This is a genomic window from Stieleria varia, from assembly GCF_038443385.1.
Taxonomy (GTDB): Bacteria; Planctomycetota; Planctomycetia; order Pirellulales; family Pirellulaceae; genus Stieleria; species Stieleria varia.
The window spans coordinates 67748-94457 of sequence record NZ_CP151726.1; the positions used below are offsets into that span (position 1 = coordinate 67748).

The window sequence follows — 26710 nt, forward strand, 5'->3', positions numbered from 1 at the left end:
ATAAGCACGAAGATTGACTTGGAATTCATTGTTTTGATGAGCCTTTTGACAGGAAGAAATATGCGAGCTTGTTACTCGCCCTGACTCTGTTGAGAAAAATGGATTGGCGAACTCACTTCATACGCACCGTCCTTTGTCTTGATATTCCAATGAACCAAACGTTGTCCTTGCTCTAAACTCCCCAGATTCTGCTTAGCGATTGTCAGCCTTACTCGAAGCACTCCAGGCGACAGGATCTGAACCTGCGGACGCAAGGTCTTTCCGCCAAAACTCGCGTCAACGATTGCATCAAACTTGCCATCATGTTCGGCTTTCTCACTATTGATGCGAATCAGTGCTGTGACTTCAAAAGCGATGTCTGACGTAGCGCGGGCGCGAAGGATTCCAGGATATACACTCACAGGCAAGACTCGCTTCATTACGCAAAAGCACACCGTTTCAATTCCAGTGAGGGTGTCAATGCACGATATTTCTCCAGACTGTTGCGAACCCGCCATTTTGGTTTCATCAACTTCGAGCTCCAGATAGACAGATCCATCTTTTTTGACGATTGCAACCTTGATGTCACCTAAGGACTCCGCAACATGTGTTGTCAGGTTCTCAGCGGCCACGGGAGCAGTGACGAGTAGTGGTAGAGTGAAAAAGTTTTTCTTTTTCTCAGGGTCGACATCAAGTACTACTCGCGCGTCTTTGAAGGTCAGAATTCCGCCGATGTTGTACGAGACTTTTACCTGGATGCCTTCAAGACCGGATGGCTTGCTAGACTCAAGGAAAACAACCCAAAATGCCGAGGGTTTCTTCATCTGCTTTTCAACAGGGGCAGTGAATTCAAGCAGTAGATCTGATCCTGCATCTAGCTTGAGAGCGCTCACGTCGGCCCCAAAACACGAACAGCTCGTTTTTACACCCTTGAATTCAAGGTTGTTATTCGTCGCATTATGAATCGTTAGCTTAATGCGGTATTTTTTGTTACGATTAAGCTGTCCCGCATCTAAGTCGATCAGGTACTGGCCTGACCGGTACTCTGGCGTCGCAGTGAATTCAAGGGTCTCGGCTTCTTCAGCATCTTTTGATGCTGAGAGAGTTCCTGCTAAGAGCGTCGCAAAAAGGATTGGCGACAGAAGTAGGCGCAGCAGTACTGAAGACGGTTTCACAATGTTTGCCCCGGATGAAGTTGATCTGACTTGCCGGTGGCCCCATCTCAAGAGACCACACGCCTCGATCTCGATGTTACGGGGGGGGGGCACGTGTCAACAAATAAGTTTGTCTTTTCATATTTTTTTTGGGTGGTCTTGTGCGGGTAGGTGCTTCGCTGTGTTTTGGTTCACCGCGGCTTCATCAAGTAGTGAATTACAAATCACACCGTTGCCATGCCACTGGTTCCAGCAAAACGAATAGAGCAACATTTGCGTTTTTTGACTTGGTCGCCCAAACCATGATGACTCAAAGCCATCGAGATCTGATGCAGAACGCGAAACTGCGAGCGGTGTCCGAGATCTTAGATGCGTTGGATCAGAATTATCGTCTGTTGTGGGCAGCGCGAGACGCGAGCGGCCGACAAGTCGACCCGCCATCCCAAATCGACGGCGGAGTGATCAGCGAACGTCAACACGCCTTGAACTGGATCACCGGTTTCGAAGACGCCCCCTGGGGCGACGTTGATGTTCCGTCGTGAATTAAAACGTAGGTCATGCGGAGCATGACACAATGTGGCTTGCCGTTTGACCCGCAGCCGAAGGCGTAGGAGACACTACCAACCGGATGACACGGCAGCGTCGGATGCCGCTTCCGCCTACGCCTTCGGCTACGGGTCAAACACTAATGAGGTCAGTGACGCCCGGCTGGTTTGCCGAGGTGACCGGATTGTGTCATGCGGAGCATGACCTACAGGCTGCAGGCTTCACGCCGTTTGACCCGCAGCCGAAGGCGTAGGAGACACTACCAATCGGATGACACGGCAGCGTCGGACGCCGCTTCCGCCTACGCCTTCGGCTACGGGTCAAACACTACTGAGGTCGGTGACGCCCGGCTGGTTTGCCGGAGGTGACCGGATTGTGTCATGCGGAGCATGACCTGCAGGCTCTCGTCCCAACCTGTCATTCGCGAGATTGTCGCTTGACTTTCCAAGTCGATAGCGGGCACCAATATGTTTTCGTGCTTCGTCAAATCTTGGTGAGTCGCTGATGCAGGTCATTTTCGCGACTGCAAGATGTCGATCAATGTCGTGACGTCACCCTCTGCAACAACCCAGACTCGCATCCAGTGGGGATTGTAGTAAACCCAGCCGGATTTCGAGCCCCCACGCGACCATTGCAAGAAGATTAAATCGGCTTGCAAGTTGAGACGACCGTTGTTGTACACCTTGTTGACGTAGTGTTCGTACACTTCGTCTTTGCCAATCGCCGAGGCACCTTCTGTGGGAAAAATCTGAAAGTCATATTTGACTCCGTAATCCGTCACATTCGGCTCGTCCTGGCGCTCAAAGACCTCTCGAAAGTGGAAGGTCGCCAGCCCACTTTCATGTTCAACCAGCAACACACTCCCTTCGTAGGGAACAGAAGCTGCAACATTTCCATCAAATGAAATGGGATCTGAATCGGGTCCCTTAAAACGCTTTTCCGCCTCCCGATACTGTTTTTGAATCTCAGCGTCTGGAGTCAGAAAGCTTGCTAGGTCGACAGCTTTCTGATTCTCCTCGTCAAGGAACCGATGCGCTACGACAGGATGCAAGGACAGCTCGTGAGCGTCGAAAACGAGCTCACCTTTCCCATCTTGCAAATAATGCCAATGCAGTTGATACGGACCGATCGATATCTCCGAGCCACTCGCTTCAACTTTTCCGTCCTTCAGTTTTGCAAACAGCTTGCCGTTTCCGGTCGTCTCTGACTTGGCTCCACGTTCCAGATAACGCCATTGGAATGGCACCCATACGATCCCATTGCCGGTCGCGTTTGCCCGTTCATCAATATTTTCTAACAGCAATGCGGCAGTACCTGCGTCTCCTGTGATCACGTAGAGACGCTGCCTGATTGGGTCGGCGTGAGTCGGTGAGTGAATCAATCCGGGGGACGTTTCATCAGCTTTGCTGTTCGTTCCCCGCAAGGCCATCACAGTGATGCAGCTCGAGATAACGAGCCCAAAAAGGAAAGGCTGTTTTGTGACGGCTTGCATTGGTAAAACTCATTCGTTTTGCACGGGGCGCTACGTGGCTCCGATTTGGATCAACGCCCGAGACATGTGTCCACGCATTGCAACATTGTATCTGGTGCTGGATGACTCGGCTTGCCACGATAGAAATCGAGCCGCCTGCTCGGGGAGATTACGTTCAATCCCTAGTAGCTCAACGTCTCTAAGCGGATGACGCTACCAAACGCCGTGACGCGTGAGCGGCCGGGTATTGCGCGCACTGAACCCATTTCATTCCGTGAAACCCGTGACCTGACAGTCAGCGGCTTAGAAAGCAACGGTTTCACGTTGAATTTCACGCAAAATACCAGCACGACGCGCAAGCGAGTGAATGGAGGAACAGTAAGACGATTCACTCGCTTGCGCGTCGTGCTAGTAAAGACGAGGAAAATGGTTGAAGCGATCGAAGTACTAAGCCGGACGCTATTGCGTTGCGGCTGATGTGCCACGGTAACGTCCTCATTTCAACATAAAACAAGTTACTACGACCACTCACGTCGTAGAGGAGGACATCCCACACAATATCCGCGGCTTGCGGCCTGTTGATTTAATCGAAATTGGGAACGCAAGGGTGAGCCGTGGGCCGTAAGGCACCGGGCAATGCGGTAGGCCCGGCCGCTTACGCGTCGCGGCTCACTAAATCAACAGAACACTTGCCATGGGCTTCGTCAATACCATGAGGCCCGCGGCTAGTGCCTTGCGGCTCACTCAATCAGCGGTCTCGTTCGGTGACGCTAGGCTGGTTTGTCGAGGTGACCGGATTGCGTCATGCGGGGAACGTGAAAAGAATTGTTGCTGCATATGACCGCGAAGCGGTCTCAGACGGTAGCCGGCGATAGAGCGCAGCGATCATCGCCGGTTGAGTCGGCCTGTCGCGAACCGACCCCGCAGGGTGTCGCAGCCCAGATTCCGAGAAGTCTGCGACACCCTTCGGGGTCGATTCAACAGGGTCGTCGCATACCACGGGTGCGCCTTCGGCGACCCGTGGCTACCATCTGCGATCCCTCGCGGGATCCAATTTCGCACTCACGAATCAGTACTCATACAGATGGGTAAACAAAGACGTCAGCAAAACATTTCACGTCCCGAGCATGACCTACCCATTACAGCCGGATGACCTGTTGGTCGGCAACCGTTTCGGCGTTTTGATGGCAGCGAGCGGCAAGCTCTAACTTGACGTGCCAGCAACCGTTTTCGTCGCCGGTGATCCACCAGTGCGGCAGCACACAGACGCTTTGGTGCACCAACTCAAAACCGGCTTCGCTCTGGCTGACCGTTTCGATCGGGAACGCCCAGATGCTGCTGGGACGATCCAATCCCAACGACACGTCGATGTCTAGCCAGCGGTCTGAAAGGTTCAATCCGGACACGTCGTGCAAGTCCAGTTTTTCACCGAGTTGCCCCATCCGATTGCCGGAGACATCGCTGAAGTAGCGATCGTCCGCACCGGAGGGCAGTCCCGAGAAATTCATCTCGATCGCGAAGTGCAACTGTCGGTCCCGCGGCAGGTTTTCCAGCAAGTAAGTGATCTCCAGACTTTCGCTACCGGCAAGCATGGTGACCGCCTTGGTCAACTTGATCGGAATGCCCCACGCATTGCCTTCGCGGTGCATCTGAACTTGCACGCGATCTTCGCCGCGGCGGAGTTTGGTCTCAAATGGCAGGGCAACGAAATCGCCCCGCTCGGGAGCCTCACCGCGCGAAACCGTATCAAGCGACGCGTCGTTGTCGTAGAAGTGATCCATCAGGCTCTTGCGGGCGTAGCGATCGTACTGCAGGCGTTGATCCAGGCCCTCTTGTTTGAACACCACGCGGTCATGAATGCTGGCGACGTTTTCGCCATCGACCGACGGCCCGGCGAGCACTTTACGGTGATAACTTTCAGGCCGCCGTTGCAAGGTTGCGAGCAGATTGTGACTGATTTCTCGCACATCCAACTCATACATACGGCCGCCCATGCCTGGTGCCACCCAAGCACACAGCTTGTCGTTGCTCAAGCGGACTTCCTGCAATCCGTCAAAGTTGTAATCGTCCGCCGTGGCGTGAAGCGCGCCGTGGTTGCCGCCCCCGATCCGCTCCAGCAAGTTGTCCGCGGCGATCAAATGCTCGTAGACAGCGTTGCGCAAGTGCGGCAGGTAGATCCCGCCGAACGCACCGTGCCAGTACGGACAGTTGCATTGACCGCGATAAAGATGATCGCGAATGACGGCCAGCTCACCGGCATCGACGCCTGCCGATTCGGCATCCGCCAATCGACGACTGACGTGCATCATGCGAGCGTACATCTCGTTGGTTTCGGGATACTTTGTCTTGAAGTTCCGCCAGAATCCGCCGCGAATGAATGTCTTGAGTGTCTCCCAGTGCTCATCGTGCTCCATCGCGTGCACGACATCGTCGAGCTTGTTCTGCGATTCAACCGGCAGCGCCCACTCGGTCATCTCGCGATAGCTGCAATCGGGCAAGTAGACCTTGCCAGCGGCGGGAGTGCTCTCGACGGCTTGCGACAACGTGATCGTGTGCAACCATTCGGCGTTCTCGGTCAGCGCACCAAAGAAATCACGCAGCCAGCCTTTCTCATAGACGTGCACCTTGGTGTCCGGCCATGTGCCAAATTTTTCACCGTCGTCACCGAACGTCAGCACACCACCGGGAGCCTGATGCGACATTTCACGACAATGGTCGATCGTTGCCGCAACGCTCTGGAACGGAATCGTGTAGCGAAGGTGCTCCGAGCCCGGGAATACCCTCAGCATGCGACCTTGGTCTTCTGTGACATAGTATCCGGTGAGTTGGTCAGCGGGGATGCCTGCGGCGCGAAAGTGATAGTCATCCAACACCGTATACCGAATGCCCGCATCCACGACATCGCTCGTCAGACCGGACTCCCAGACGCGCTCGGGAGTCCACATGCCATGCGGACGAACGCCCAAATTGCGTTCCAACCAAGCACCGTACGTTTCAATCTGGCCGACGCGATCGCGACTGGGCAACATGGTGAGGATCGGTTCGTACTGAGGTCCGCCGACGATCTCGATGCGACCCGATTCGATCAGCAGACGCAGACGATCCAGGTACTCCGGGTGACGCTGGGCGATCCACATCATCAGCGGACCGGAGGTGTGCAGCGAAATGTTCAACCGGTCAAAAGGCTCGAACACATCCAGAAACGGCAGATAGCTGTCCTGATAGGCCTGCTCGAAAACACCGTCGAAATTTCCGATCGGTTGGTGATTGTGCAGGACCAAGCAGAGATGGATGTGCGGCATCATGTTTGTTCTAGCTGACAGCGTGAAAGGATTGATTGCAAAAGGCGTGCGTTTCCGTTCGAACGTCGATTCTACGCAACGCGGGCACTTTTCCGAATGACCACAACGCCTTGCTTGCAGCGATCGCACCGAATGGGGCCGGTCGTTGTGGTAAAGGTTCACCCAGCGGGATCGCACTGCCCAACCGTTAGACTCCATCGATTAGAGACGTATCGGCAGGGTGAGGCCACCGAGTTGACTTGATTTGCCGGCCCGAGTTTCACAAAGCGGAAACAGGGGCAGATTGAGTGCCACAGTTTTTCAGCATTGGATTTCGGGAGACTTCGCCTGGGCTGTTCAATGATTGGGATTGGCAAAGCGTTTGGCGGAGCACCCTATCGACTTGAAAAGTCCAGCGACGTTTACGCAAGATTCATTCCTTGCTTCCGCCGGGCTTGCCCCGGTTCGGAGCAACAACTGGCAGCTACCATCAACAAAAGCACATTCACCGCCCCCACGGCCCGCGAATCGCCGAAGGCGATACGCTGGCCGTGGGGGATTTCTGTTGGCGAGTGAAGGTAGCCGACAGTTGTTTCCTCCGCCGAGACAAACTCGACGGAAGGAGCTGCGCGGAACAAAACTTGCGTAACAAGAGAAAAGAAGTGTGGAAGTGCAAAAACAAACTCAATCGACTTCAATCGATGTCAGCATGTAGTCGGTCGACGAACGTCCTTGCTGACGTAGACGTTGTGCCGCGCGCATTGCCCTCGCCTCTCGTAACGCTTCCGCCCGGGCCAGGCGAGTCGGCAAGGCTTGCTGCTCCCGTCTCAGCATTGCCAGTCGCTGACGCTGGGCATTCTGGTGCATGTAGCCAATCATTTGTCGCTGTCGGATGATGCGATGAAGGCCACCGGACTGAGGGTAGGATTTCCGCGGCGTTTGATTTGACATACAACTCGGTTGTCCACAGTTCATTCTCGTTCGATCAAGTCCGTCATGCGTATCGTTTCCTTGCTACCCAGTGCGACCGAGATCATTTGCTGCCTCGGCTTACGAGAATCGCTTGTAGGCGTGACTCATGAATGCGACTATCCGCGGGACGTGATCGAGTTGCCCAAGGTGACACGAACGTTGATTCCTCACGACGCAACAAGCCATGAAATCGATGAGCTCGTTCGCCAGCAACTGCAAACCGAAAAGGCTCTCTACAGCCTGGACATGGAGGTGCTCCATTCGGTTCGCCCTGATTTGATCGTGACCCAAGCACTGTGTGATGTTTGTGCGGTCGCCGAAAGCGCGGTTCAAGCCGCCGCCTGCTCGTTGCCTGGTCAGCCCCGAGTGGTGAATCTGGAACCGACGTGTTTGGAGGATGTTTTCCAGTGCATCTCGCTCGTCGGTCGAGCTGCCGGGCGTGAATCGGATGCCGATCACTATTTGGCGTCCCTACGTTCCCGCGTGGACGCGGTCGCCAGACGCAGTGAATCCGTCGCCGAACGACCGTCGGTCATGTTGTTGGAATGGATCGACCCGCCGTTCAGCGCCGGGCACTGGAGTCCCGAACTTGTCGAGATCGCCGGTGGCCGAGAGATCATTGGCGTTGCGGGCGAGCGTTCGGTCACCACACCATGGGAGAGGATTGTTGCGGCGGACCCTGACGTGATCGTCTTGGCCTGCTGTGGTTTTGATGTCGACCGCACGCTGCAAGACATGCCGATTCTGAAATCGTATCCAGGTTGGTCGGACTTGCGATGCGTGCGTTCAGGTCGTGTTTACGTGGTCGACGGCTCGGCTTACTTCAGCCGACCCGGCCCGCGTTTGGTGGACAGCTTGGAGCTCATCGCACACGCGTTGCACCCAACGGTTCATCCGCTGCCGCCAGGATTGCCGGCAGCTTATCGGATCCCAAACCTACTTTGAGGCAGCCTCGGCTTTTTCGTCAGCCGCTTTGTCGTTCTTTGCGGGTGCAAATGTTTTTTCTGCAGCTGGTTTGGTCTCTGCCGGTTTGGCTTCGGCTTTGTCCTTCTTTGCTTCTGCAGGTTTCTCTTGCTTTGCGTCGGGCTTCTTATCTTCTTTGTCCGAGGCGGCGCTAGGTTTCTGCTTTTCCGCAGACTGCTTTTCAGTTGATTTCTTCTCGGGCGATTCTGGTTTGGGATCGTCTTTTTTCGTGACCGGGAATTCCACCGTGGTCAATCCACGGTCGATTACCCACATGTTTCGGAACCGAACCGGATCGCCGTGGTTTTGAATGTGGATCGGCAAGAGCAACGGTGCTTCTTCTTTGCCAGCACCGGTCTTGTTCGGCAAGGAAACGTTGTCTTGGACTTTGACGCCGTTGATCCAACTGGTGATATGAGCGCCACGAATCTTGCTGCCGTCGGAGGCCCAGCGGGGCGCGGTGAACTGAATGTCGTAGGTTTGCCAGACCAGCGGCGGCAAGCACATGTTCAGATCGGGTGCCTTGAATCGATACAACGCTCCGCATCCATCGAACACCGGTTCGGTGGCAAAGGAATCCAGGACTTGGCATTCATAGCGGCTTTGCAAATACAAGCCGCTGTTGCCTCTCGATTGGCCGGTAGCCTGAGGCATGTACGGCAGTCGGAACTCGACGTGCATGTTGAAGTCTTGCAGCATGGGACGAATTTCGGCACCCTCCATCAACAGCCCATCGTCCGTCATGCGTGCGCCGACGAACTGATCAACGTTCGTGCCATCAAATAGCACCAACGCTCCCGCGGGCGGTGTGGCGCCCAAGGTCGGGCTTTGACGTTCGACTCGGTCGAGGTGTCCCAGTTTGTCGCCTTTGCGATCCACGATCAGGCAATGATCTTTCTCGACAAAGATTGCCCAGGGTCCGCCGGACAGAACAACATAGTCGCCGCTGCGGATCCCGATCATCTTCGTCATCTCGGGCTTGTGCTTTTCTTGACCGGGCAAGCCACCCCAGAAGGAAATGGCTTCGAACTGATCTCCGCCGATCGGTCGGATCTGTAGTGCCAAGGGCTCGTACTGGTTTTCTCCGGTCTTAATCGCTCCCGCAAATTCACCCAGCAATGCGTAGTTGGGGTCGTCGGTTGGCGGAGACGTGAACGCGGGTCCCTTGCCTGATCGTTGTGCCATTGCGCTGGTTGAGCAGACGGCAACTGCTGCGAGAGCGAACGTCAACGCCAAAGATGATTTCGGAACGAATCGAAAGATCGAGAGTGGGGAGGGACGATTGGGCATGAGTCTGTGAGGCTCGAGCGGGGGTGATGGATTCGTGAGGCTGACCGAGGCGGGATTTTGAGTCTAGTGCATCGTCCAGTCTTGATTTTGGGGTTAGCCACGGTTGTGTCACGAAAACCGTGGCTAACGCCAAAACGGCTCATTTATCGAACCCACGTTCTAAGACTGGACGATGCACTAGGCACAGCACAAGCCTAATTGCGGGCTGTTGCCGAGGCCAGCATGGGGCTCAAAAAACCCACGATTGCCCCCCAAGCGACGTTTGGGGCGTGACAGGCGTTACGATTAGAATGCGTTTCTGCGAATCACCCGCCCATCCATTCCCCCCCTCCCAGCTCACAAATTGCTCCCATGATCCAGATGCTTCATTCGACCCGATCGATGATCGCTGCGACCGTCTATGCGGCGATCGCGATGCTGTCCGTCCACGCCTTTGCGGCCGATCGCCCCAACATCGTATTCATCTTTACCGATGACCATTGCCAGCAGGCGCTCAGCGCATATGACCCGTCACGCGTCAGCACACCCAACATGGATCGCATCGCTCGCGAAGGCATGCGGTTTGATCGATGCTATGTGACCAACGCGATTTGTGGTCCCAGCAGGGCCGTGATTCAAACAGGTAAGTACAGCCATCTCAACGGATTTGCCACCAACCGAGATCGATTCAACGGCGATCAGCAAACCTTTCCCAAGCTGTTGCAGGCCGCAGGATATCAGACCGCCATCGTCGGCAAATGGCACTTGGTTTCCACCCCACAGGGATACGACTACTACGACATCCTGCAAGGTCAGGGACCCTACTACAATCCGCCGATGATCACGGCCGGCGAAGACGGCAAGCCGGTGACGCGTCGGCATACCGGTTACACGACCGAAATCATCACCGAAAAAACACTGTCGTGGCTGAAGGAGAAACGTGATCCGAACAAGCCCTTCATGGTGATGTATCAACACAAGGCACCGCACCGAGATTGGAGACCCGCGCCAAAGTATCTCCATTGGCTGGACGACGTGACGGTCCCCGAACCCGAAACGCTTTGGGACAACTATGACGGGCGCACGCAGTCGGCAGGTCGTCAGTCGATGACGATTAAGGAACACTTGACTCCGAGAGACCTGAAACTTGCCGGTTACGGCAACATGAACGATGAGCAAAAGAAGGTTTGGGATGCTGCCTACGGTCCCAAGAACGAGGCCTTCGAAAAAGCCAAGCCCGATATGACGGAAAAGGAAATCATTCAGTGGAAATATCAACGCTACGTGAAAGACTACTTGCGTTGCGTCAAAAGCGTTGATGACGGGATCGGCGAAGTCCTTGATTATCTCGATGAAGCGGGACTGGCGGACAACACGGTGGTGATGTACTCATCCGACCAAGGTTGGTATCTCGGCGAACACGGCTGGTTCGATAAGCGTTGGATGTACGAAGAGTCACTCAAGACACCTTTGCTGGCCCGTTGGCCGGGCACCATCGCACCGGGATCGACGAACAACGACATCGTTTCCAACCTCGACTTCGCGGAGACTTTTCTCGACATAGCCGGCGTTCCCATCCCCGGTGACATGCAGGGACGAAGCCTGGTGCCGATTTTCAAAGGCAACACGCCGAACGATTGGCGTCAGGTTTTCTACTACCACTATTACGAGAACCCGGGTGCCCACAACGTCGCCCGACATTTCGGCGTGACGGATGGAAAGCACAAGCTGATCCACTACTACGCCCTGGAGGGCAAGGCGATCAACGACTGGGAACTGTTCGACTTGGCCAGCGATCCCAACGAACTGCAAAACGTCTACGGCAGCAGCGAGCACATGAGCCAACAAAAACGTTTGGCTGACGAGCTGGAGCGTTTGAGGAAACAGTTCGCGGTTCCTGAAGACACCGACTTGGGTGCCAGGCAACGGAACCAACGCAACAAAAAGTGACAAGTACGTCAGGCTTTCTAGCCTGACGTACATGGGGAGTAGGTCAGGCTGGAAAGCCCAGGGCTTTTAACATCTCTGTACTGAACATGTCTGTACTGAGCGTCAAACCATGAAGAACACTGGATTGACTCGTTGCAAAGGAGTTGCAGACATGTCATGGATGGCTAGGTAGGCATCACGCTCAGCCGTGATGCGGTGCGACCAAGCGGTTTGCAATCCAGAAAACGTCGTCGGCCCTTGGGTGTCAAACGAAGCTGCTACCGGCATCTCCAACCCTCAAATCAACTGTTCGACACGATCGACTGAGATTGCGAAATCTGTCGTCGAGCGTCATCCTGCGGGGGACGTGCGGAAAATAAGTGTCGCGAAATCCACGTAGCAATCATCGCTTCGCGTGATTTTGGCAACGGGAGAGGACACATATTCTCCAAACCGACCACGAAGTGGTAAAACAACATAGCCTGGGGTCGCGGCGAAGCCAGCGCACCCCGAGTTAGCTCCGATAGCTGCGGAGCAGCGACAGCATACAGCATGGGGTGCCAACCCCATGTTTCTGCAAGCGAGTCCGCCCAGAAGCTGCGGAGCAGCGACAGCATAAAACGTTTGGTGCAGCCCACAGCACGCGGTGGTCCGGATGCAATCTGTCGCCGCTCCGCGGCTTGTTGGCGGCATCGGGCGGTGTTCACCTGGGGCTCGCGCCCTCTTTATCCTACACATCTCCGATGAGCCTTTTGTAGGCGAGGAAAGCTTCGTGGTACGACTCGATTTTCCGCATTCCTCGCCAGATCGTTGTGGAGCCGGGCGGGCCTTGGCCTTTCTTGTCCAGATAGCCGCCAAGCTTGGCGACCACCAGCATCCATTCGCCGATCGTGGGAGGTGTTTCGGGAACCTCACGTCCGGCAAAGACCACGAGGTACGTCGCCTTCCAAAAACTGGCATCGTAGAAACGCTCGCAACTGACTTGCGGACAAACTCGATTGGCGGTCTTGAGTTGCTCGACTCGAAACCCAGTGATCATCAAAAGCGTCACCGCACGCACGTATGTATCGATCTGCTCGTACTTCAGCTTCTCAATCTTCATGCCGCTCTTGAGCGTCTTGAAATACAGTTCGATGTCCCAGCGGCGACAATAAGAACCAATGACTCGTTCGATTTCCGAGATCGTCGAAATGGGGAGCGATGTAAAAAGTAACCAGCGGATCGGCTCTTCGCCTTCGGGTGCGTCCGTTTCGACGGCCTCGACAACATTGATCGTCACGTCGGGAGCACGACCACCAGGGCGTGCCGGGCCGCGTAAAGTGACCTGCCGGGCACGAATCGAAATCGATGCTACCCGGGCACTGCGACTCATCCGACGAGCACGCGTTTCTCCGATAATTAATGACTTTCGCTCGCTTAAATCGATTTCACGCTGAAACTGAAACTCCGTCTCCTGCATCACTTCGGAGATCGTCCTGGTTTCACCTTGATCGAGCACTGTGCGATCTTGGCAACCACGAATGACGTAGTCATAGTTGGCCGCCAGATCATCGGTTTGCGCTAGCAATTCATAAATATCAGACTCGCTGTCCGAGACGCCAATGTAGTGCGTCTGGGGATGAGCCAGTGCGATTTGCTCGCCACTTTGAAACATCTCCAGCCAACGGTAGCTTTCTTTTTCTTCAAAGGCTTGCTGGCGTCGCAGGTTGACTTTTTCTGTTTTGTTCAGATCCGTCTTGATGTCATCACGCGTCCAAATGCACTGATCGACCGTGCCCAGAACAAGTCCATCCTCGGTGATCGCATAGAGTGGGTGCAGAAAGAAACCGAATTTGTCCCGACTCTCCAACGGCCCGGCCCCGCGGACTTGCCGCTGTGGTTTGGTGAGATCACAGACGGTGGTATCCTGGGATAGGATGACGACCGGTTGCTCGGCGGTGCGAGCGATTGAAGCATCATTGTGGGCTTTGAGAATGCCGTCCACAGGGATATTTCGATTGTTTACCAAACGGTAGGTTGCCTCAAGTTTCGCGTTGTCCTTACACGCACTGGGCGTAGATTCGGCAATCTCGGACTGTTGCTCAAGAATCAGGGCGACACGTCGCTCCCGCCGCTTATCACCTAAATCCAAAGTCCGAAGCTCATCTTTTATCCAGCTTGCCATTGTCCCGATCCCTGGGGAAGTGTTTTGTCGACTCCAACCGACCAAAGGGTAGAAAAAAAGATGTGTAGGATAAAGAGGGCTCGCGCCCCAGGCTGTATGCTGTCGTCGCATCCGCGACTGACCTGACGTGTGTGAGCCGGCAAGCCCGGTGTGGCTTACTCGTCCGACGGAGTCGTCGATTCTCCATCGGTTTCGATTGCCGGTGCATCGGCGTCTGCAACCGTCGCTCCATCAGCTTGCCCCTCAGCGGGCGGTGTTGTGGGGATGTCGGCAAGCGGGATTTCTTCGCCGGTGTCTTCCTCCGGTGGAACACGGACGGCAGCGATCACGGAGTCGCCATCATCCAGGCTCATGATCCGCACGCCTTGTGTGTTGCGTCCGATGACGTTCACGTCGGCGGCTTTGATCCGCTGCAGCTTGCCCTTGGCGGTCATCAAAAAGATTTCGTCGTCGTCGGTCACGTTTGTGATCGCGATCACCGGTCCATTGCGTTCGCTGGTGCGAATGTCGCGCAGACCTTTCCCGCCACGCCTTTGTGTTCGGTACCGTGCCGACCCGCTACTGCTCTCGGATTCGTTTTCGGACTCACCCTCTTCCGTGATCGCATTGGGTCCGAACAGGGTGCGTTTGCCGTAGCCTTTTTCGCAGACCGTCAGCAACGTGGCCTCGGGATCGGCGACCACCATGCCGACGACGCCATCGTCTCCGACCAGGGTGATGCCTTTGACACCGGAGGTGTTGCGGCCCATCGGGCGAGAGTCGGACTCTTTGAACCGGATCGCCATTCCGCCGTGGGTCACGAGGACCAGTTCGTCGCCGGGGCCGACGACGCGTGCGTCGACCAACTCGTCGCCTTCACGCAATTTGATCGCGATGATGCCACCACGTTTGGGACGGCTGTACTGTTCCAGCGGTGTCTTTTTGATCAACCCGCTGCGGGTCGCCATTGTCACGTAGAAACCATCCTGGTTGAAATCACGCACGGGCAGGCAGGCGGCGATCTTTTCGTTTTCGTCCAACGACAGCAGATTGACGATTGCGCGTCCTTTGGCATCACGGGGCAGTTGCGGCAGGTCGTAGACCTTTTGCCAGCGGACTTTGCCAGTCGTGGTCAGAAATAGCAGGTAGGCGTGGGTACTGGCGACGAACAAGTGCTCGATCGGATCTTCGTCGCCGACCTTGGCTCCCTTGAGTCCTTTGCCGCCACGGCGTTGTGACTTGTAGACGCTCGACGGAGTGCGTTTGATGAACCCTTCGTGGCTGATCGACACCACCATCGTTTCTTCGGTGATCAGATCCTCCAAATCGATGTTGCCGAGTTCCTCGTTGGTGATCTGTGTGCGTCGTTTGCTGCCGAAGCGACGCTTCATCTCCTCCAGGTCTTCCTTGATGATGGCGTAGACCCGAGCTGGCTTGGCCAGGATGTCCAGGTAATCGGTGATCTCGGCAAGCAATTGAGCGTGCTCTTCGGTCAGCTTTTCTTGTTCCAAGTTGACCAACTGGCCCAGACGCATGCGGAGGATTTCGTCCGTCTGCACGCTGGTCAGAGTGTAGGTGTCGGATTCGCCGCGTTCCATTTGGAACTGCCGGAATCCTTCGTCGCCCAATGCTCGTTGCATCATCGATGCAGGGCACTCGATGCCCATCAATCGCTCTTTGGCTTCCGCCTGCGTGCGACTTTCGCGGATCGTACGGATGATTTGGTCGATGTCGGCCAGGGCCAACAACAATCCTTCGACCGTGTGTTTGCGTCGGCGTGCTTTGGCCAACAAGAACTGTGTTCGTCGGCGAATCACACTGACTCGGTGACGAATGAACTCGGTCAGCATTTCCTTGAGCGTCAACTCGCGGGGTTTGCCATCGACCAAGGCCAAGAAAATCAGTGAGAACGTGTCCTGCAGCGGCGAGAATTGGTAGAGCTGATTGAGGATCACATCGGGATCTTCGTTGCGTTTGAGTTCAATGACCAAACGCACGGGTTCCTTCAAATCGCTCTCGTCGCGAATCCCCGAGATGCCTTTGATACGATCGCCGTTGACCAGAGCGGCGATCTTTTCGACCACGCGGTCGCGGTATTGTTGATAGGGGATTTCGGAAACGATGATTCGATGCCGATTTCCCTTCATCTCCTCGACGCTGCACTTCGCCCTGACGACGATCGTGCTGCGACCTGTTTTGTAGCCGCGACGGATACCTGCGCGACCGCAGATGATGCCGCCGGTGGGGAAGTCCGGACCGGGAACGATGTCAAAGAGTTCTTCGTTGGTCGTATCGGGTTCGTCGATCAGCTTGATGACCGCGTCACAGATCTCGGTCGGGTTGTGAGGCGGAATGCTGGTCGCCATGCCCACCGCGATCCCACCGCTGCCGTTGATCAGCAGGTTGGGGAATTTACTTGGCAGAACCGTCGGTTCCGTCCGTACTTCGTCGTACGTCGGGATGAAATCGACTGTGTCGAGTTTCAAGTCATCCAGCATTGCCGCGGCGACGGCGCTCAAGCGAGCTTCGGTGTATCGCATGGCCGCCGGCGGGAGTCCGGCGATGCTGCCAAAGTTTCCCTGTTTGTCGATCAGCAGGGCACGCATGTTCCATTCTTGTGCCATCCGAACCAGCGTCGGATAGATCACACTTTCACCGTGCGGGTGATAGTTACCGGAGGTGTCACCGGAGATCTTTGCGCATTTGACTCGTTTGCTGCCGGGGCCGAGATTGAGGTCATTCATGGCGACCAGGATTCGACGCTGCGACGGTTTCAATCCGTCACGCACGTCGGGTAATGCTCGGCTGACGATGACGCTCATTGCGTAGGTCAAATAGCTGTCCCGCAACTCGTCTTCGATGGGCAAATCGATCATCCGCAGCGCCCCAGCGCCGCCGTTGCCGTCGCTGCTGCCGCCGAAATCGCCGGAGGCCGCCGGAATGTCCGTGCCGGAGCCTCCGTCGTCGGAACCGCCGCCCGCGCCAGGGGTCAACGCACCGTTCTCTTCTTCGTCTTGGTTGCCATCGACGGGTTCGTTTTCGTCAGCCAACGTGGTGTCCTAGCGAGGAGGTCAAAACGGCCCAAAAGGCCGTAAAAATAGCGTTCATTTTGAACCAGAGATTGTACCATTTGGCGTGCATTGTCACAACGAGGGCACGCTCACCGCTGGCGTTGCCCAGATGCCCTTGGTGAGCCACAATGGGACCGAACCTATGACTCCATTTCGACCGGTTTCGTCGCTTGATCACCATCCAGTCCATCCAGATCGGCACGGTTCGCAGCGAAGGCGATCCGGAAACGCGTGACGTGACTCAATGCCACTGGACCAGCGCGTTTGACAAGCAGCCGTTAGCCGGCAAGGTCACCGTGTCCCCGACGGGCATCATCGGGGATGAAGTCGCGGACACGAGAGTTCACGGCGGGCCCGAGAAAGCGATCCTGTGTTACGCCGCGAGCCACTACGAGAGTTGGTCGGCTGAACTGCCCGGTCATCCGTGGGCTGCTGGCGGTTTTGGCGAAAACCTGACCCTCGCCAGCGTCGACGAACACTCGGTTTACCTAGGCGACGTCTACACCGCAGGCGACTGTGTCCTTCAAGTCAGTCAGCCGAGACAACCTTGTTGGAAAATCTCACGCCGTTGGCAAATCAAGACGCTGACCAAGCTGGTCGCGCAAACGGGTCGAACCGGTTGGTACGTTCGAGTGCTGTCGCCAGGAACCTTGCAAGCAGGCGATACACTTTCGTTGACAGATCGTCCTCACCCTGATTGGACGGTCGCGCGAGCCAACGATGTTTTGTTCGGCCGCGAGTCGGAACGTTTGTCCGTCATCGAGTTGATGAACATCACCGAGTTGTCGGATGAATGGAAATCCAGCTTGGCCTAAACCGCTATCGCGGCCGCGAAGAAATCCTGTCGCGTGGCGAGTCAGCGTCCAAACCCGCGACATGAGCAAGGTTTAAACCCGTCAATCGCTGGTCCACCAGCCGAATCTGTGCATCGGTCATTCGATGCGCCACGTGTCGCCAGTGTTCACGATCGTTGGCCAAGCTGGACGCAAGTGACGCCGGGGTGTCATCCTCAACTGACAGGATCTGAGCGAGAACTTCCTGGATTCGTTCCCGTTGCTCGATCTCCAGATCATTCGACAACAGGACCTTGCGCAACATTGGCGCAGCGGGCCGTCCCAACTGCAACAACTGTTTCATCGCATGTCTTCGCGACGATGCGCGGTCCGAACGCAAACCTTCGATCAGTTCATCCACCGCTGTGTCCGAGATCTCAGGAATGTTTTCCAGTTGTCCCATCAACTCGACTTGAGTTTGATGATGGATCTGCATCAGACATCGACCGTCGAGCAGCTGTCGAAACAGATCGCCGCAATGCAGCTTGATCCCGGTTGAATCTTGCGCCAGCAGGTGAATCAGCGACGCACCGCGATACTTCTCGTTCAGTTGTCCACGCTGTACGGTCCAGACCAGTTCGCCATGATGTGGCTGTTCCAAGATCGCTTGCTCACCGGTCTTTGTGAGTGTTGATTCGATTCGCATCCACGTCGCGTCTTGAACCGACACACTGATGCGTTGTTCGGGATGATTCACGCTGTAGTGCATGGACGGTAATCCGCGTGCCGCCATCACGGAGATCGTTTCGGTGAACTCTTCGTTCTCTGGCGGGACCGCGAACTGAGCGGAGCCCTTGCGATAGCAAGACCGATCCAAGTGCAGTCGGCCTGATCGCAGCCGAAATCGTGCCATCCCGTTCTCGGCAAAGAAGTCTGAACGGGGAGGTTCCTGACGCGTGAAGTCAAGACCCTCAGCGGGTGGCGTCCGTTGTGCACGAGACGTCGAGTGAAACAGGAGAACGCCGAACAAGGCGGCGAAAACCGAAATCGTTTTCATCGCTGAACCCTCCCTTTTTCGAGCGAATGGGTCGCTTCGCAAGGTCCAAGAGTAAATTATCGGCAGGAAATCCTTGCGAATTGACCAAGTTTGCCGATCCACTGTTCGATTACGAAAGATTCTTTTTCACAGCAATGGCAGCATTCAGGCGATTGTGGGAACGCCGACCAATCAGCCGTTACCCCCCGATTCGGGCGCTTAGTCACTTGTCAACAGGTGACCATTTGACTGAGAATAGCAAGGTGCCGTAACACTTAAGCGGCTTGGCCGCTTAGCCAGACCGAAAGCAGGTCTCCATTGGGCCGCTCCCGTTCTCTCTTATCCTTACAATAAAGGCAACGTTCCATGCAGTGCTCCATTGTCGGTCTGGGCACAGCATTGCCAGCGGGCGCGGTTGCGCAAGAAGACGCGTTGGCGATGTCCAGTGAAGTGATCTGTGATAGCCCTAAGCAAGAACGCTTGCTCAGGACTCTCTTTCGCAAGTCCGGTGTGAAAACGCGACGCACCGCGATTCCGTGGCAAACCGGTTACGAGTGGGCCAAGGGGGCTCATGTCGAATCCGACGGCGGTTCGGTGGCAACGGCCTTTGAAGTGTGCAATGGTCCGCCGACCGGACATCGCATGGACCTCTATGCCAAGTTTGCTCCGCCGCTGGCCGAACGTGCCAGTCGCGCCGCGCTGGACATTAGCCCCGTCTCCCCGCAAGACATCACGCACTTGGTCACTGTTTCTTGCACAGGGTTTTCTGCTCCCGGTGTCGACATCCACTTGTTGCAATCTCTCGGATTGCCCGGGTCGACGCAGCGTGTGCATGTCGGATTCATGGGATGTCATGGTGCGATCAACGGACTACGCGCCGCGCGTGGACTCGCCGCCGCTGACCCCGATGCCAACATCCTGATGTGTTGCGTCGAACTATGCAGCCTGCACTATCGAATGACTTGGGACGCCGAAGCCATGGCGGGCAATGCTTTGTTCGCCGATGGAGCCGCGGCCGTTGTGATCAACAACCAGTCCAACAACGAAATGCATCCGCTGACGTTGGCCGATACCCAGTCGTGCCTACTGCCCGACACGACAGACAAGATGTCGTGGATGGTCGGCGACCACGGTTTCGAGATGCGACTCAGTGGTGCCGTGCCCGATTCGATTCATGAAAACCTGCGTCCTTGGTTGCAGGCTTGGTTGGCAAAACACGATCTGACTCTCGATGACGTCCAAGATTGGATCGTGCACCCCGGCGGCCCTCGCATCTTGGATGCTGTGGTCGACTCGCTGGATTTGCCGACCGACTCGGTGACCGTGTCTCGCGAAGTGCTCAGCGAACTGGGAAACATGTCTTCACCGACGGTGCTGTTCGTCTTGCAACGATGTCTTGCTCAGCAAGCCGCAGCCGGTGAAAAACGCAACGGACCTCGCGTGCTGCTGGGATTCGGACCTGGTTTGGTTGCCGAAGCCGCCTTGCTGAAGTAGGGGCCGCTTTGCGAAGTCGGAGCCGCCTTGCTGAAGTAGGGCCGCTTTGCGAAGTCGGGGCCGCTTTGCTGAAGTGACGGTACGTGTCTCTCAGGCAACTTTTTGAGAACGCTCTGCAGACACCTGCAGACCGTGCTCGGTTCGTGTTCTGCCTGTTCGCTGCGTCTCGTCGCGGATTTCACGGTTTCGCCTCAGATCCGCATCGTTGACGTATCCTCGTGCGTGATCCAGGTGCAGGCAAACGGTCTGGTATCGCACGTGTTTGCCGCGAATGCCCGCGTTCTCCAATCGCTCGCCCAACTCGCGGTCTTCGCCGCCGTAACGCATGCGTTCATCAAAACCGCCGGCGGCAACGATGTCCGTCGTCCAGCCCGACGCGTTGTTTCCATTCCAAGTCGGCTTGGTCGTCGTGACCCGGTTCAGAAAGTCAGCCCAGATTCCTCTCGCGTTCAACCTCAACCAACGAGGTGAGAACGGCAACCCGCTGGAACGCAAGAAAGACACCGAGAACGCTCGACCGCTACGAATGTCGTCCACGGAAATCGCTTCACTGACCGACATCGGCAGCTTGTAGTATCCGCCTGAGAGAAAGCGTCCGGGACAAGCTGCGGCGTGATGTTGGGCGAGAAAATCGGGACGCGGGATGCAATCCCCGTCGGAGAACACCAAGTAGTCGCCCTTGGCCGCCCGTATCGCCTCATTGAGGATCGTGCATTTGCGAAACCCATCGTCGAGATGCCAAACGTGCCGGATCAGCATCTGCGTCTGCTCGCGGATTCGCTCGATCATGTCGCGGGTTTCGGATCGCGATCCGTCGTCGGCTATGATCAATTCAAAATCATGATACGTCTGCATCGCGTATCCCCACAGGGATTTTTCTAACCATGCAGGCGCGTTGTACGTGCTGAGCACCACGCTGATCCGACGAGGTTTTCTGTCGTTGGTTTGATCGTCAGTCACAATGAGCCTGTTGGTTTGCTGAGTTGCGATTCATGCCACTTGTCGAGACCGGGTCTTGCCGGGTGACGATTGGGGCGGTGATGATCTGCCCAGCGCAGGGACAGCTTCATGGTCATAAAGGTTGTGTTCATGAAACGGCACGCAGATCAGGCCGCCGGAGAGGTCGATTGTTTCATCACACAAGGCTTGCATGAATCGTGAACCGCACAAATGTTGCTCGTAGTACGCGATGGCTCCCTGCCGCAGTCTCGCGATCTGTGCCGATGACATGCTCTCGATGCGATCGATCGCAGTGACCAGCCCATCGGTGCCATAAAAACAAACCGCGTTGACGTCGTCCTCCAGCGGCGGCGTCATTCGGTCTCCATACTCAATCAACGGGATGGTTCCCACGCTCATCGCTTCGATCAAATGATGGCAGGTCGGTTGTGCCGCACCCGGGCAACACAAAAAGAACTCGGCCGATGCGATCGTGGTCAGCCAGTTCGAGGCGGGGATGCTGTGTTCCCGCGAGTCGACCAAAACGATTCTGTCGCGTACCGGCAACCCCCGCGGGCAGGTCGCGTCGTCGTCACACGGGCGTGTTGCGATGTGTGGGGCGAAATTCTGTTTCAAAGTTTGCAAGAGTTCCAATCGTGGCACGACGCCGAACTCATGCTGCATCTTGTCATCGCCGTACTTGCGTTTCTGGTTTCCGGCAAAGAATACTCCGCAGCGACGTGGGGTTGCTCGCAGTGATTCCAAGTCGGTTGTCGCAAGCTGCTGTAATGTCGCTGGGTGCATCGGATAGGGCATCACCGGGATCGAGCGATCAATGTCGCGTCCGATCAGCATTTGCAATCGCGTCACACCCGAATCCAGATGGTTACCAACGCGTGACGCGGTTGGCTCCGCATCGCAGAGCACCAGAGCACCGGCGGGAATCTGATTTTCACGATCTGTGCTCGATGGGTCCAACCACCGCACCGCGGTCTCACTGAGCAATTCCCGACCATGGATCTTTCTGGCAACCGCTGACAGGATCAGTCGTGAGCAGCGGATCGAAAACGGTGACCCGATCGCCTGTGCCCAGCATGCCAGTGTCATCAAGTGTCGACCACAGTCGATCAATAAATCCGTGGTTGTCAGATCCAACACGACCGGACGTCCCCCGGTTCCGACGCCGGAATCCGTCGACCGGAGTGACGGGTGGAGCAACGCGTCGGGGCGAGAGGCGAGCATTCGACGGGCCCGACGAATATCGATGGGATACCGGATCAGCGTCTTGAGGTGCATCCGCGGGCCGTTTTCTGCCAAGATGGGGTGAGGGTGGACGAAATGACGGTGGTAGCCGATTTTTGCCAGCGGAGTCAATATTTCCCCAGCAAACTCTGCGTTGCCGTGGAGCTCGCCAGGCGCTATCCTTTTGATAATGCTGCGCCCTGTGATGCGGCACAATGCTGCCATAATCATCTTTCAGACTTCCCAGCTTCTCCAAAGGCTCTCCCGATGCGTTGGATCGTTTTGCTTCTGTTTGTTTTTGCCTCCATTGCCGATGCAGCCATGGGGCTGGCGCAATCCGCAGTCGCTCCGGTTGCCGAAAAAGAATCCGCGACGGAAAAGAAAGCCGACGGCGGCGATCAGGCCAAGGCGGACGCGGCGAAGAAAGAGTCCGAACTGTATCTGCGGATCGAAAACGACGCAAAAGGAAAGCCACACGCGTTGCAGACTGCGATCGTTCGATTCGAAGGCCAGCCGGGGAGCCGACATGACGGGGCGGTGGTCGACTTGGTCGGTGTCGTCCATATCGGCGAAAAAGACTACTACAAGGATCTGGATCAGCGGCTGGGCACCTATCAAACCGTGCTCTACGAACTGGTCGCTCCCGATGGCACGCGTATTCGTCCCGAAGATCTCAAAGGCCGACGCGGAATGCTCGCCTCCATGCAAACCGGCATGAAGGACATGCTGAACTTGCAGTACCAACTCGAACGCATCGACTACATGGCGGAGAATTTCCGTCACGCCGACATGAGCCCCGAAGAATTTTCCGAGGACCTGGAACGCCGCGGCGATGCCGTCTGGAAAATGGTTGCACGAATGATGGGCGCTGGTCTTGCCTCCCAGTCGTCCAGTAGCGGCGATGTTGGGATGCTGTTTGCCATGTTCAGCGACAATCGCAGCCAAAAAATGAAACAAGTCATGGCGCGTCAACTGATCGACATGGAATCGGTCACCACCGGCATCAATGACGAAAACGGCGAAAACACCCTGATCAAGGGACGAAATGCCAAAGCCTTTAAGATCTTGAAGGAAGAGTTGGATGCCGGCAAAGAGAATATCGCCGTCTTTTATGGTGCCGGTCACCTGTCAGACATGGCCAAGCGTCTGGAGCAGGATTTCCAAATGAAAGCAACCAAGACCACTTGGTTGACCGCTTGGGATCTGTCCAAAGATTGAACCGGCTGTGGGCGGTGCATCACTTCGTTTGCCCCGTAGCCGCAGGCGCAGGAGACGCCACCACACGGTTTGCCTTACGGGATCATACGCCGCTTCCGCCTGCGCCTTCGGCTGCGGGTCAAACAGGGCCTTCCGCCGTTGGCTGTTCAAAATTTGGGGTTGTGGCACTATGGCGCTCCGCAAGTTTCTGTCACCTCTCCCGGCGCAGCTAGTGGCCCCCAGTGAGCCTCAGGCGCTAGCCGTGGGCCTGAGGCTGTTGGCCCCCAATGAGCCTCAGGCGCTAGCCGTGGGCCTGAGGCGGATTGTGGTGCCGGCCCACGGCTAGCGCCTGAGGCTCACTCTGATTGCGATGCATGGGACAAAAACATGGACTGAAAAAACAATGTCAACACAAAATTATGAACAGCCCAGCCTTCGGCCTTGGGCCGCGCTTCAGCCAAGCGGAGCCTGGTTGGATCGCCCAGTTGATTGAGTCGTGAAATTGCTCGCCACGGAGCATGTTAAACTGTAGCGATTCTGGCGGTGGCGGAAACTGTCCCGATGCGAGATTCTGTATCGCTCGCGGCCAGATTGGCAATCGTCGCGGTCGTGCCGGACGCGTCGTTCTTTTCGATGACAGGCGGTTTTCGGACGCCAGTGAGGACTTGCAAGTGCGAGTCGTCCGAATGCCGAAACCATGCAAGGAGCGCCACTGAATCCTCGTTTGATCAGCGCTGCCACCTCCGGGGACCCAGTGTCCCGAACACAATCCAGCCATCGGGTTTCCCGTTGTTCATCCCACAGGCGGAAGGAACTGCCAAGCCATGCGACGCATGAATTTTCACGGACGAATCATCCTTGCCCTGGTCGCCCTCAGCGTGGTCTCGACCTCAGCGATGGCAGACTGGCATCAATTCTGGCACAACATGCATGTCGGATTTCACCGCAACAACGCATGGCCCGATCCCTACAACGATGTCGATGCACGCGATGTGATCGCTCCGTTTGAGATCATGAAGCACAACGGCTGGCGGTTGAACAACACGATGGGCGCCCAGTTGTTCCGCGAAGGCGATGGCGCTTTGCTGGCATCGGGCCACGAAAAGCTGTATTGGATCGCGACCCAAGCTCCACCGAATCGCCGCAACGTCTACGTCCTGCGTGGCCGAAACGAACGCGAAACCAACGCTCGCGTGGCATCGGTTCGTGATTCGCTCGCTAGATACGATCGCAACGGTGTTCCGGAATTGTTCGTGATCGATCGTGAGCCCTCAACGGGATCGGGTGCCCGTGCCACCGCCGTCAATCGTATGTGGATGGACGCCATGCCGACACCAAAACTGCCGTCACAGAGTGCGTCGGGAACCGCCGCAAGCACCGCACCGTAGTTGATAAATCGCGTGTTGGACTTTGATGCCAGCACGACGCGCATGCGAGTGATACACGGCGTTTTATTCACTCGCTTGCGCTTCGTGCTGGTATTGGCAGGGTTTGACAGCAAAGTATTGAAAAATCACGGCGGCCTGGGCATCAGCTCAGGCCGCCTTTTTTCATGACTGACATCTTTTATGCGTCAGTTGCAGATCCCACTGAAGTCATCGCGTTAATTCGTCCGATTGATACAACCGGCAGGTTTGATTTGATCACTCCTCCGTGTGCGCCTCTGCAATAAACCGCAGTGAATCGGAATCGTCGTCGGAAGCGGCTGGCAGCAACCAGCGATGACATTGGATCCTGATTCCAACTCAAACGACTCAATAGCATCATCCATGTCTTTGCTCCACCAACGATCGTCGGTCGCCCGCAAACAGACCACGCAACGAAAGACCTTGGCGCTTCGGAAAGCACTCGCCGCATCGATCCTCGGTGCGTCGCTGGTTTCGATGACCGGTTGCTCGATGAGTCGGCCATCGTTGGCATCCCTGAATCCTTTTTCGAGAAAGGACACGGCGTCGCAACCACTGGGTAGTGAAACCAAGTCGGCCCCCGTGGCCTTTGCCAGCACGGTGGTCAACGGTACCAAGTCGGCCGCGACGAAATCACGCGACACTGTGGTGGGTTGGTTCAAGTCGGATGATGAGTTGGCGGGCAAGACCACTCAAGTCGAATCACAGCCCGATCCATTGCGATTGGACAACAAAGTCGAAGTCAGTCCGGAGGTGTTCATCGCCAACGGCCGACTTTGGGAATCAACAGGTAACCTTGAGAAAGCGATGACGAGCTACGCTCAAGCCCTGGAGAAGGATCCCGACAACGCCGACGCGCTGTCGATGGTGGGACGTTTGCACTTCCGTCAAGGAAACCACGAGCAAGCCGTCGATTTCTTCAGCCGCGCGGTCAAGCGAAAACCGGATGAAGCCGCTTTGCAGCACGACCTGGGTGTCGCGATGAGCCGGATGGGTAATATGGATGGTGCCTCCTCGCACCTGACTCGCGCCCTGGAGCTGGAACCAGGCACGTCGCGTTATGCGAATAGCTTGGCCAGCGTTCGATTCGATGCCGGCGACGCCGCAGGTGCACTGGATGTGCTGTCCAAGAACAACAAACCTGCCGTTGCCCACTACAACATGGCATTCTTGCACTATCGCAAAGGGCAAACCGTGCAAGCCAGTGAGCAACTCAACTTGGCCATGAAGTACGAGCCGCAAGCCGCAGGTGACTTGTCGACGCGTCGTGCGGTCGATCGATCAAAACAGTTGCTCGCACAATTGCAGTCGCCCGCCGGTCCAGCCGTCGGCGGCCCCGGAACCGCGATCGTTCAATCGGTCAACGGGACTCCTGGAGTAGCACCCGTTGGTACAGCACCATCTGGCGCGGCGACCACTCAAATGGCTGCCAATGGCCAAGCGACAACAACACCGTCTACCGGGGTACCCGCAACGGGAGTTCCTGGAAACGCGACCACTCCCGTGTACCAAATGGCCAGCACGAAGATGCAACCCGGCTACGCGACTTTGCCGACCGGCACAGCACCGCAAGTGACTGGCGCAAGCTCGACGCCCGGCACTCAGCCGACTTACCAAAGCGCAACGTATCGTATGCCGTCATCGACGCCGCCGGTCGGTGCAACGACGAACACCCCGAGTGCAACACTGCCTGCGGGCACGGCAACTCCGCCGGCAACGCAGACTCAGCAGCCGACTCCAACTCAAACGGCACCCACTCAAGCCGCGCCGACCACAAGTGGTCCGATGACGTTGCCGCCGGGATTCAACTTTCCGTTTCCGGAAGAAAACTGATCCCTGCGGTTT

Annotated in this window: 21 protein-coding genes; 8 read left to right on the top strand and 13 right to left on the bottom strand. The window is 56.3% G+C overall.

Annotation, left to right across the window (positions count from 1 at the left end; translation table 11 throughout):
* Positions 1–71 precede the first annotated feature (71 nt).
* Positions 72–1154: a hypothetical protein gene (locus Pla52nx_RS00280; protein ID WP_197455144.1), complete on the bottom strand. Its 1083-nt coding sequence runs from the start codon at positions 1152–1154 to the stop codon at positions 72–74.
* 281 nt (positions 1155–1435) lie between these two features.
* On the opposite strand from Pla52nx_RS00280, the gene Pla52nx_RS00285 reads away from it, so the two are divergent.
* Positions 1436–1675 carry a DUF4272 domain-containing protein gene (locus tag Pla52nx_RS00285; RefSeq protein ID WP_146523665.1) on the top strand — a complete coding sequence of 80 codons (240 nt, stop codon included), beginning with the start codon at positions 1436–1438 and terminating at the stop codon, positions 1673–1675.
* 515 nt (positions 1676–2190) lie between these two features.
* Here Pla52nx_RS00285 and Pla52nx_RS00290 read toward each other — a convergent pair.
* From Pla52nx_RS00290 to Pla52nx_RS00305, 4 genes are all read right to left on the bottom strand, one after another.
* Positions 2191–3171, bottom strand: coding sequence for a hypothetical protein (locus tag Pla52nx_RS00290; RefSeq protein ID WP_146523666.1), 981 nt, complete (start codon positions 3169–3171; stop codon positions 2191–2193).
* Between the two features lie 1118 nt (positions 3172–4289).
* On the bottom strand, positions 4290–6455 hold the full coding sequence (locus Pla52nx_RS00295; RefSeq protein WP_146523667.1) for an alpha-amylase/4-alpha-glucanotransferase domain-containing protein: 2166 nt from the start codon (positions 6453–6455) through the stop codon (positions 4290–4292).
* Between the two features lie 398 nt (positions 6456–6853).
* The gene (locus tag Pla52nx_RS00300; protein ID WP_146523668.1) at positions 6854–7129 is read right to left on the bottom strand and encodes a hypothetical protein; all 276 of its coding nucleotides are present in this window, start codon (positions 7127–7129) and stop codon (positions 6854–6856) included.
* A complete protein-coding gene (locus tag Pla52nx_RS00305) occupies positions 7116–7298 on the bottom strand; it encodes a hypothetical protein (RefSeq protein WP_146523669.1) in 183 nt (60 codons plus the stop codon). Before Pla52nx_RS00305 ends, Pla52nx_RS00300 begins: the two co-directional genes overlap by 14 nt.
* A 129-nt stretch (positions 7299–7427) precedes the next feature.
* Here Pla52nx_RS00305 and Pla52nx_RS00310 point away from each other — a divergent pair, with 129 nt between their 5' ends.
* The gene (locus Pla52nx_RS00310) at positions 7428–8348 is read left to right on the top strand and encodes a cobalamin-binding protein (RefSeq protein ID WP_146523670.1); all 921 of its coding nucleotides are present in this window, start codon (positions 7428–7430) and stop codon (positions 8346–8348) included.
* Here Pla52nx_RS00310 and Pla52nx_RS00315 read toward each other — a convergent pair.
* Positions 8340–9551, bottom strand: coding sequence for a 3-keto-disaccharide hydrolase (locus Pla52nx_RS00315; protein WP_231742845.1), 1212 nt, complete (start codon positions 9549–9551; stop codon positions 8340–8342). The genes Pla52nx_RS00310 and Pla52nx_RS00315 overlap by 9 nt on opposite strands.
* Before the next feature lie 456 nt (positions 9552–10007).
* Here Pla52nx_RS00315 and Pla52nx_RS00320 point away from each other — a divergent pair, with 456 nt between their 5' ends.
* On the top strand, positions 10008–11585 hold the full coding sequence (locus Pla52nx_RS00320) for a sulfatase family protein (protein ID WP_342190315.1): 1578 nt from the start codon (positions 10008–10010) through the stop codon (positions 11583–11585).
* A 102-nt stretch (positions 11586–11687) separates the two neighbouring features.
* Here Pla52nx_RS00320 and Pla52nx_RS00325 read toward each other — a convergent pair whose 3' ends face one another.
* From Pla52nx_RS00325 to gyrA, 3 genes are all read right to left on the bottom strand, one after another.
* Positions 11688–11852, bottom strand: coding sequence for a hypothetical protein (locus Pla52nx_RS00325; RefSeq protein WP_197455145.1), 165 nt, complete (start codon positions 11850–11852; stop codon positions 11688–11690).
* Positions 11853–12294: 442 nt separating this feature from the next.
* Positions 12295–13728 (bottom strand): IS4 family transposase, encoded by a 1434-nt coding sequence (locus tag Pla52nx_RS00330; protein WP_146523889.1) that lies wholly within the window; start codon positions 13726–13728, stop codon positions 12295–12297.
* Positions 13729–13883: 155 nt separating this feature from the next.
* Positions 13884–16583, bottom strand: coding sequence for a DNA gyrase subunit A (gene gyrA, locus Pla52nx_RS00335; protein ID WP_146522227.1), 2700 nt, complete (start codon positions 16581–16583; stop codon positions 13884–13886).
* A gap of 365 nt (positions 16584–16948) precedes the next feature.
* Here gyrA and Pla52nx_RS00340 point away from each other — a divergent pair, with 365 nt between their 5' ends.
* Positions 16949–17593 carry an MOSC domain-containing protein gene (locus Pla52nx_RS00340; protein WP_146522226.1) on the top strand — a complete coding sequence of 215 codons (645 nt, stop codon included), beginning with the start codon at positions 16949–16951 and terminating at the stop codon, positions 17591–17593.
* Positions 17594–17597: 4 nt separating this feature from the next.
* On the opposite strand, the gene Pla52nx_RS00345 is transcribed toward Pla52nx_RS00340, so the two are convergent.
* Positions 17598–18608 carry a hypothetical protein gene (locus tag Pla52nx_RS00345; protein ID WP_146521888.1) on the bottom strand — a complete coding sequence of 337 codons (1011 nt, stop codon included), beginning with the start codon at positions 18606–18608 and terminating at the stop codon, positions 17598–17600.
* Positions 18609–18953: 345 nt separating this feature from the next.
* Between Pla52nx_RS00345 and Pla52nx_RS00350 the strand changes: the two genes are divergently transcribed.
* A complete protein-coding gene (locus Pla52nx_RS00350) occupies positions 18954–20081 on the top strand; it encodes a type III polyketide synthase (RefSeq protein WP_146521887.1) in 1128 nt (375 codons plus the stop codon).
* 90 nt (positions 20082–20171) lie between these two features.
* Here the strand turns inward: Pla52nx_RS00350 and Pla52nx_RS00355 are convergent, their stop codons facing one another.
* Both Pla52nx_RS00355 and Pla52nx_RS00360 read right to left on the bottom strand, forming a co-directional pair.
* The gene (locus tag Pla52nx_RS00355; RefSeq protein WP_146521886.1) at positions 20172–21041 is read right to left on the bottom strand and encodes a glycosyltransferase family 2 protein; all 870 of its coding nucleotides are present in this window, start codon (positions 21039–21041) and stop codon (positions 20172–20174) included.
* A 30-nt stretch (positions 21042–21071) separates the two neighbouring features.
* On the bottom strand, positions 21072–22337 hold the full coding sequence (locus Pla52nx_RS00360; RefSeq protein WP_146521885.1) for a hypothetical protein: 1266 nt from the start codon (positions 22335–22337) through the stop codon (positions 21072–21074).
* 192 nt (positions 22338–22529) lie between these two features.
* Here Pla52nx_RS00360 and Pla52nx_RS00365 point away from each other — a divergent pair, with 192 nt between their 5' ends.
* Positions 22530–23480: a hypothetical protein gene (locus Pla52nx_RS00365; RefSeq protein WP_146521884.1), complete on the top strand. Its 951-nt coding sequence runs from the start codon at positions 22530–22532 to the stop codon at positions 23478–23480.
* Between the two features lie 500 nt (positions 23481–23980).
* Here Pla52nx_RS00365 and Pla52nx_RS00370 read toward each other — a convergent pair whose 3' ends face one another.
* A complete protein-coding gene (locus Pla52nx_RS00370) occupies positions 23981–24172 on the bottom strand; it encodes a hypothetical protein (RefSeq protein WP_146521883.1) in 192 nt (63 codons plus the stop codon).
* 111 nt (positions 24173–24283) lie between these two features.
* Between Pla52nx_RS00370 and Pla52nx_RS00375 the strand changes: the two genes are divergently transcribed.
* Both Pla52nx_RS00375 and Pla52nx_RS00380 read left to right on the top strand, forming a co-directional pair.
* On the top strand, positions 24284–24847 hold the full coding sequence (locus Pla52nx_RS00375) for a hypothetical protein (RefSeq protein ID WP_231742244.1): 564 nt from the start codon (positions 24284–24286) through the stop codon (positions 24845–24847).
* A gap of 381 nt (positions 24848–25228) precedes the next feature.
* The gene (locus Pla52nx_RS00380) at positions 25229–26698 is read left to right on the top strand and encodes a tetratricopeptide repeat protein (RefSeq protein WP_197454861.1); all 1470 of its coding nucleotides are present in this window, start codon (positions 25229–25231) and stop codon (positions 26696–26698) included.
* Positions 26699–26710: the final 12 nt, after the last annotated feature.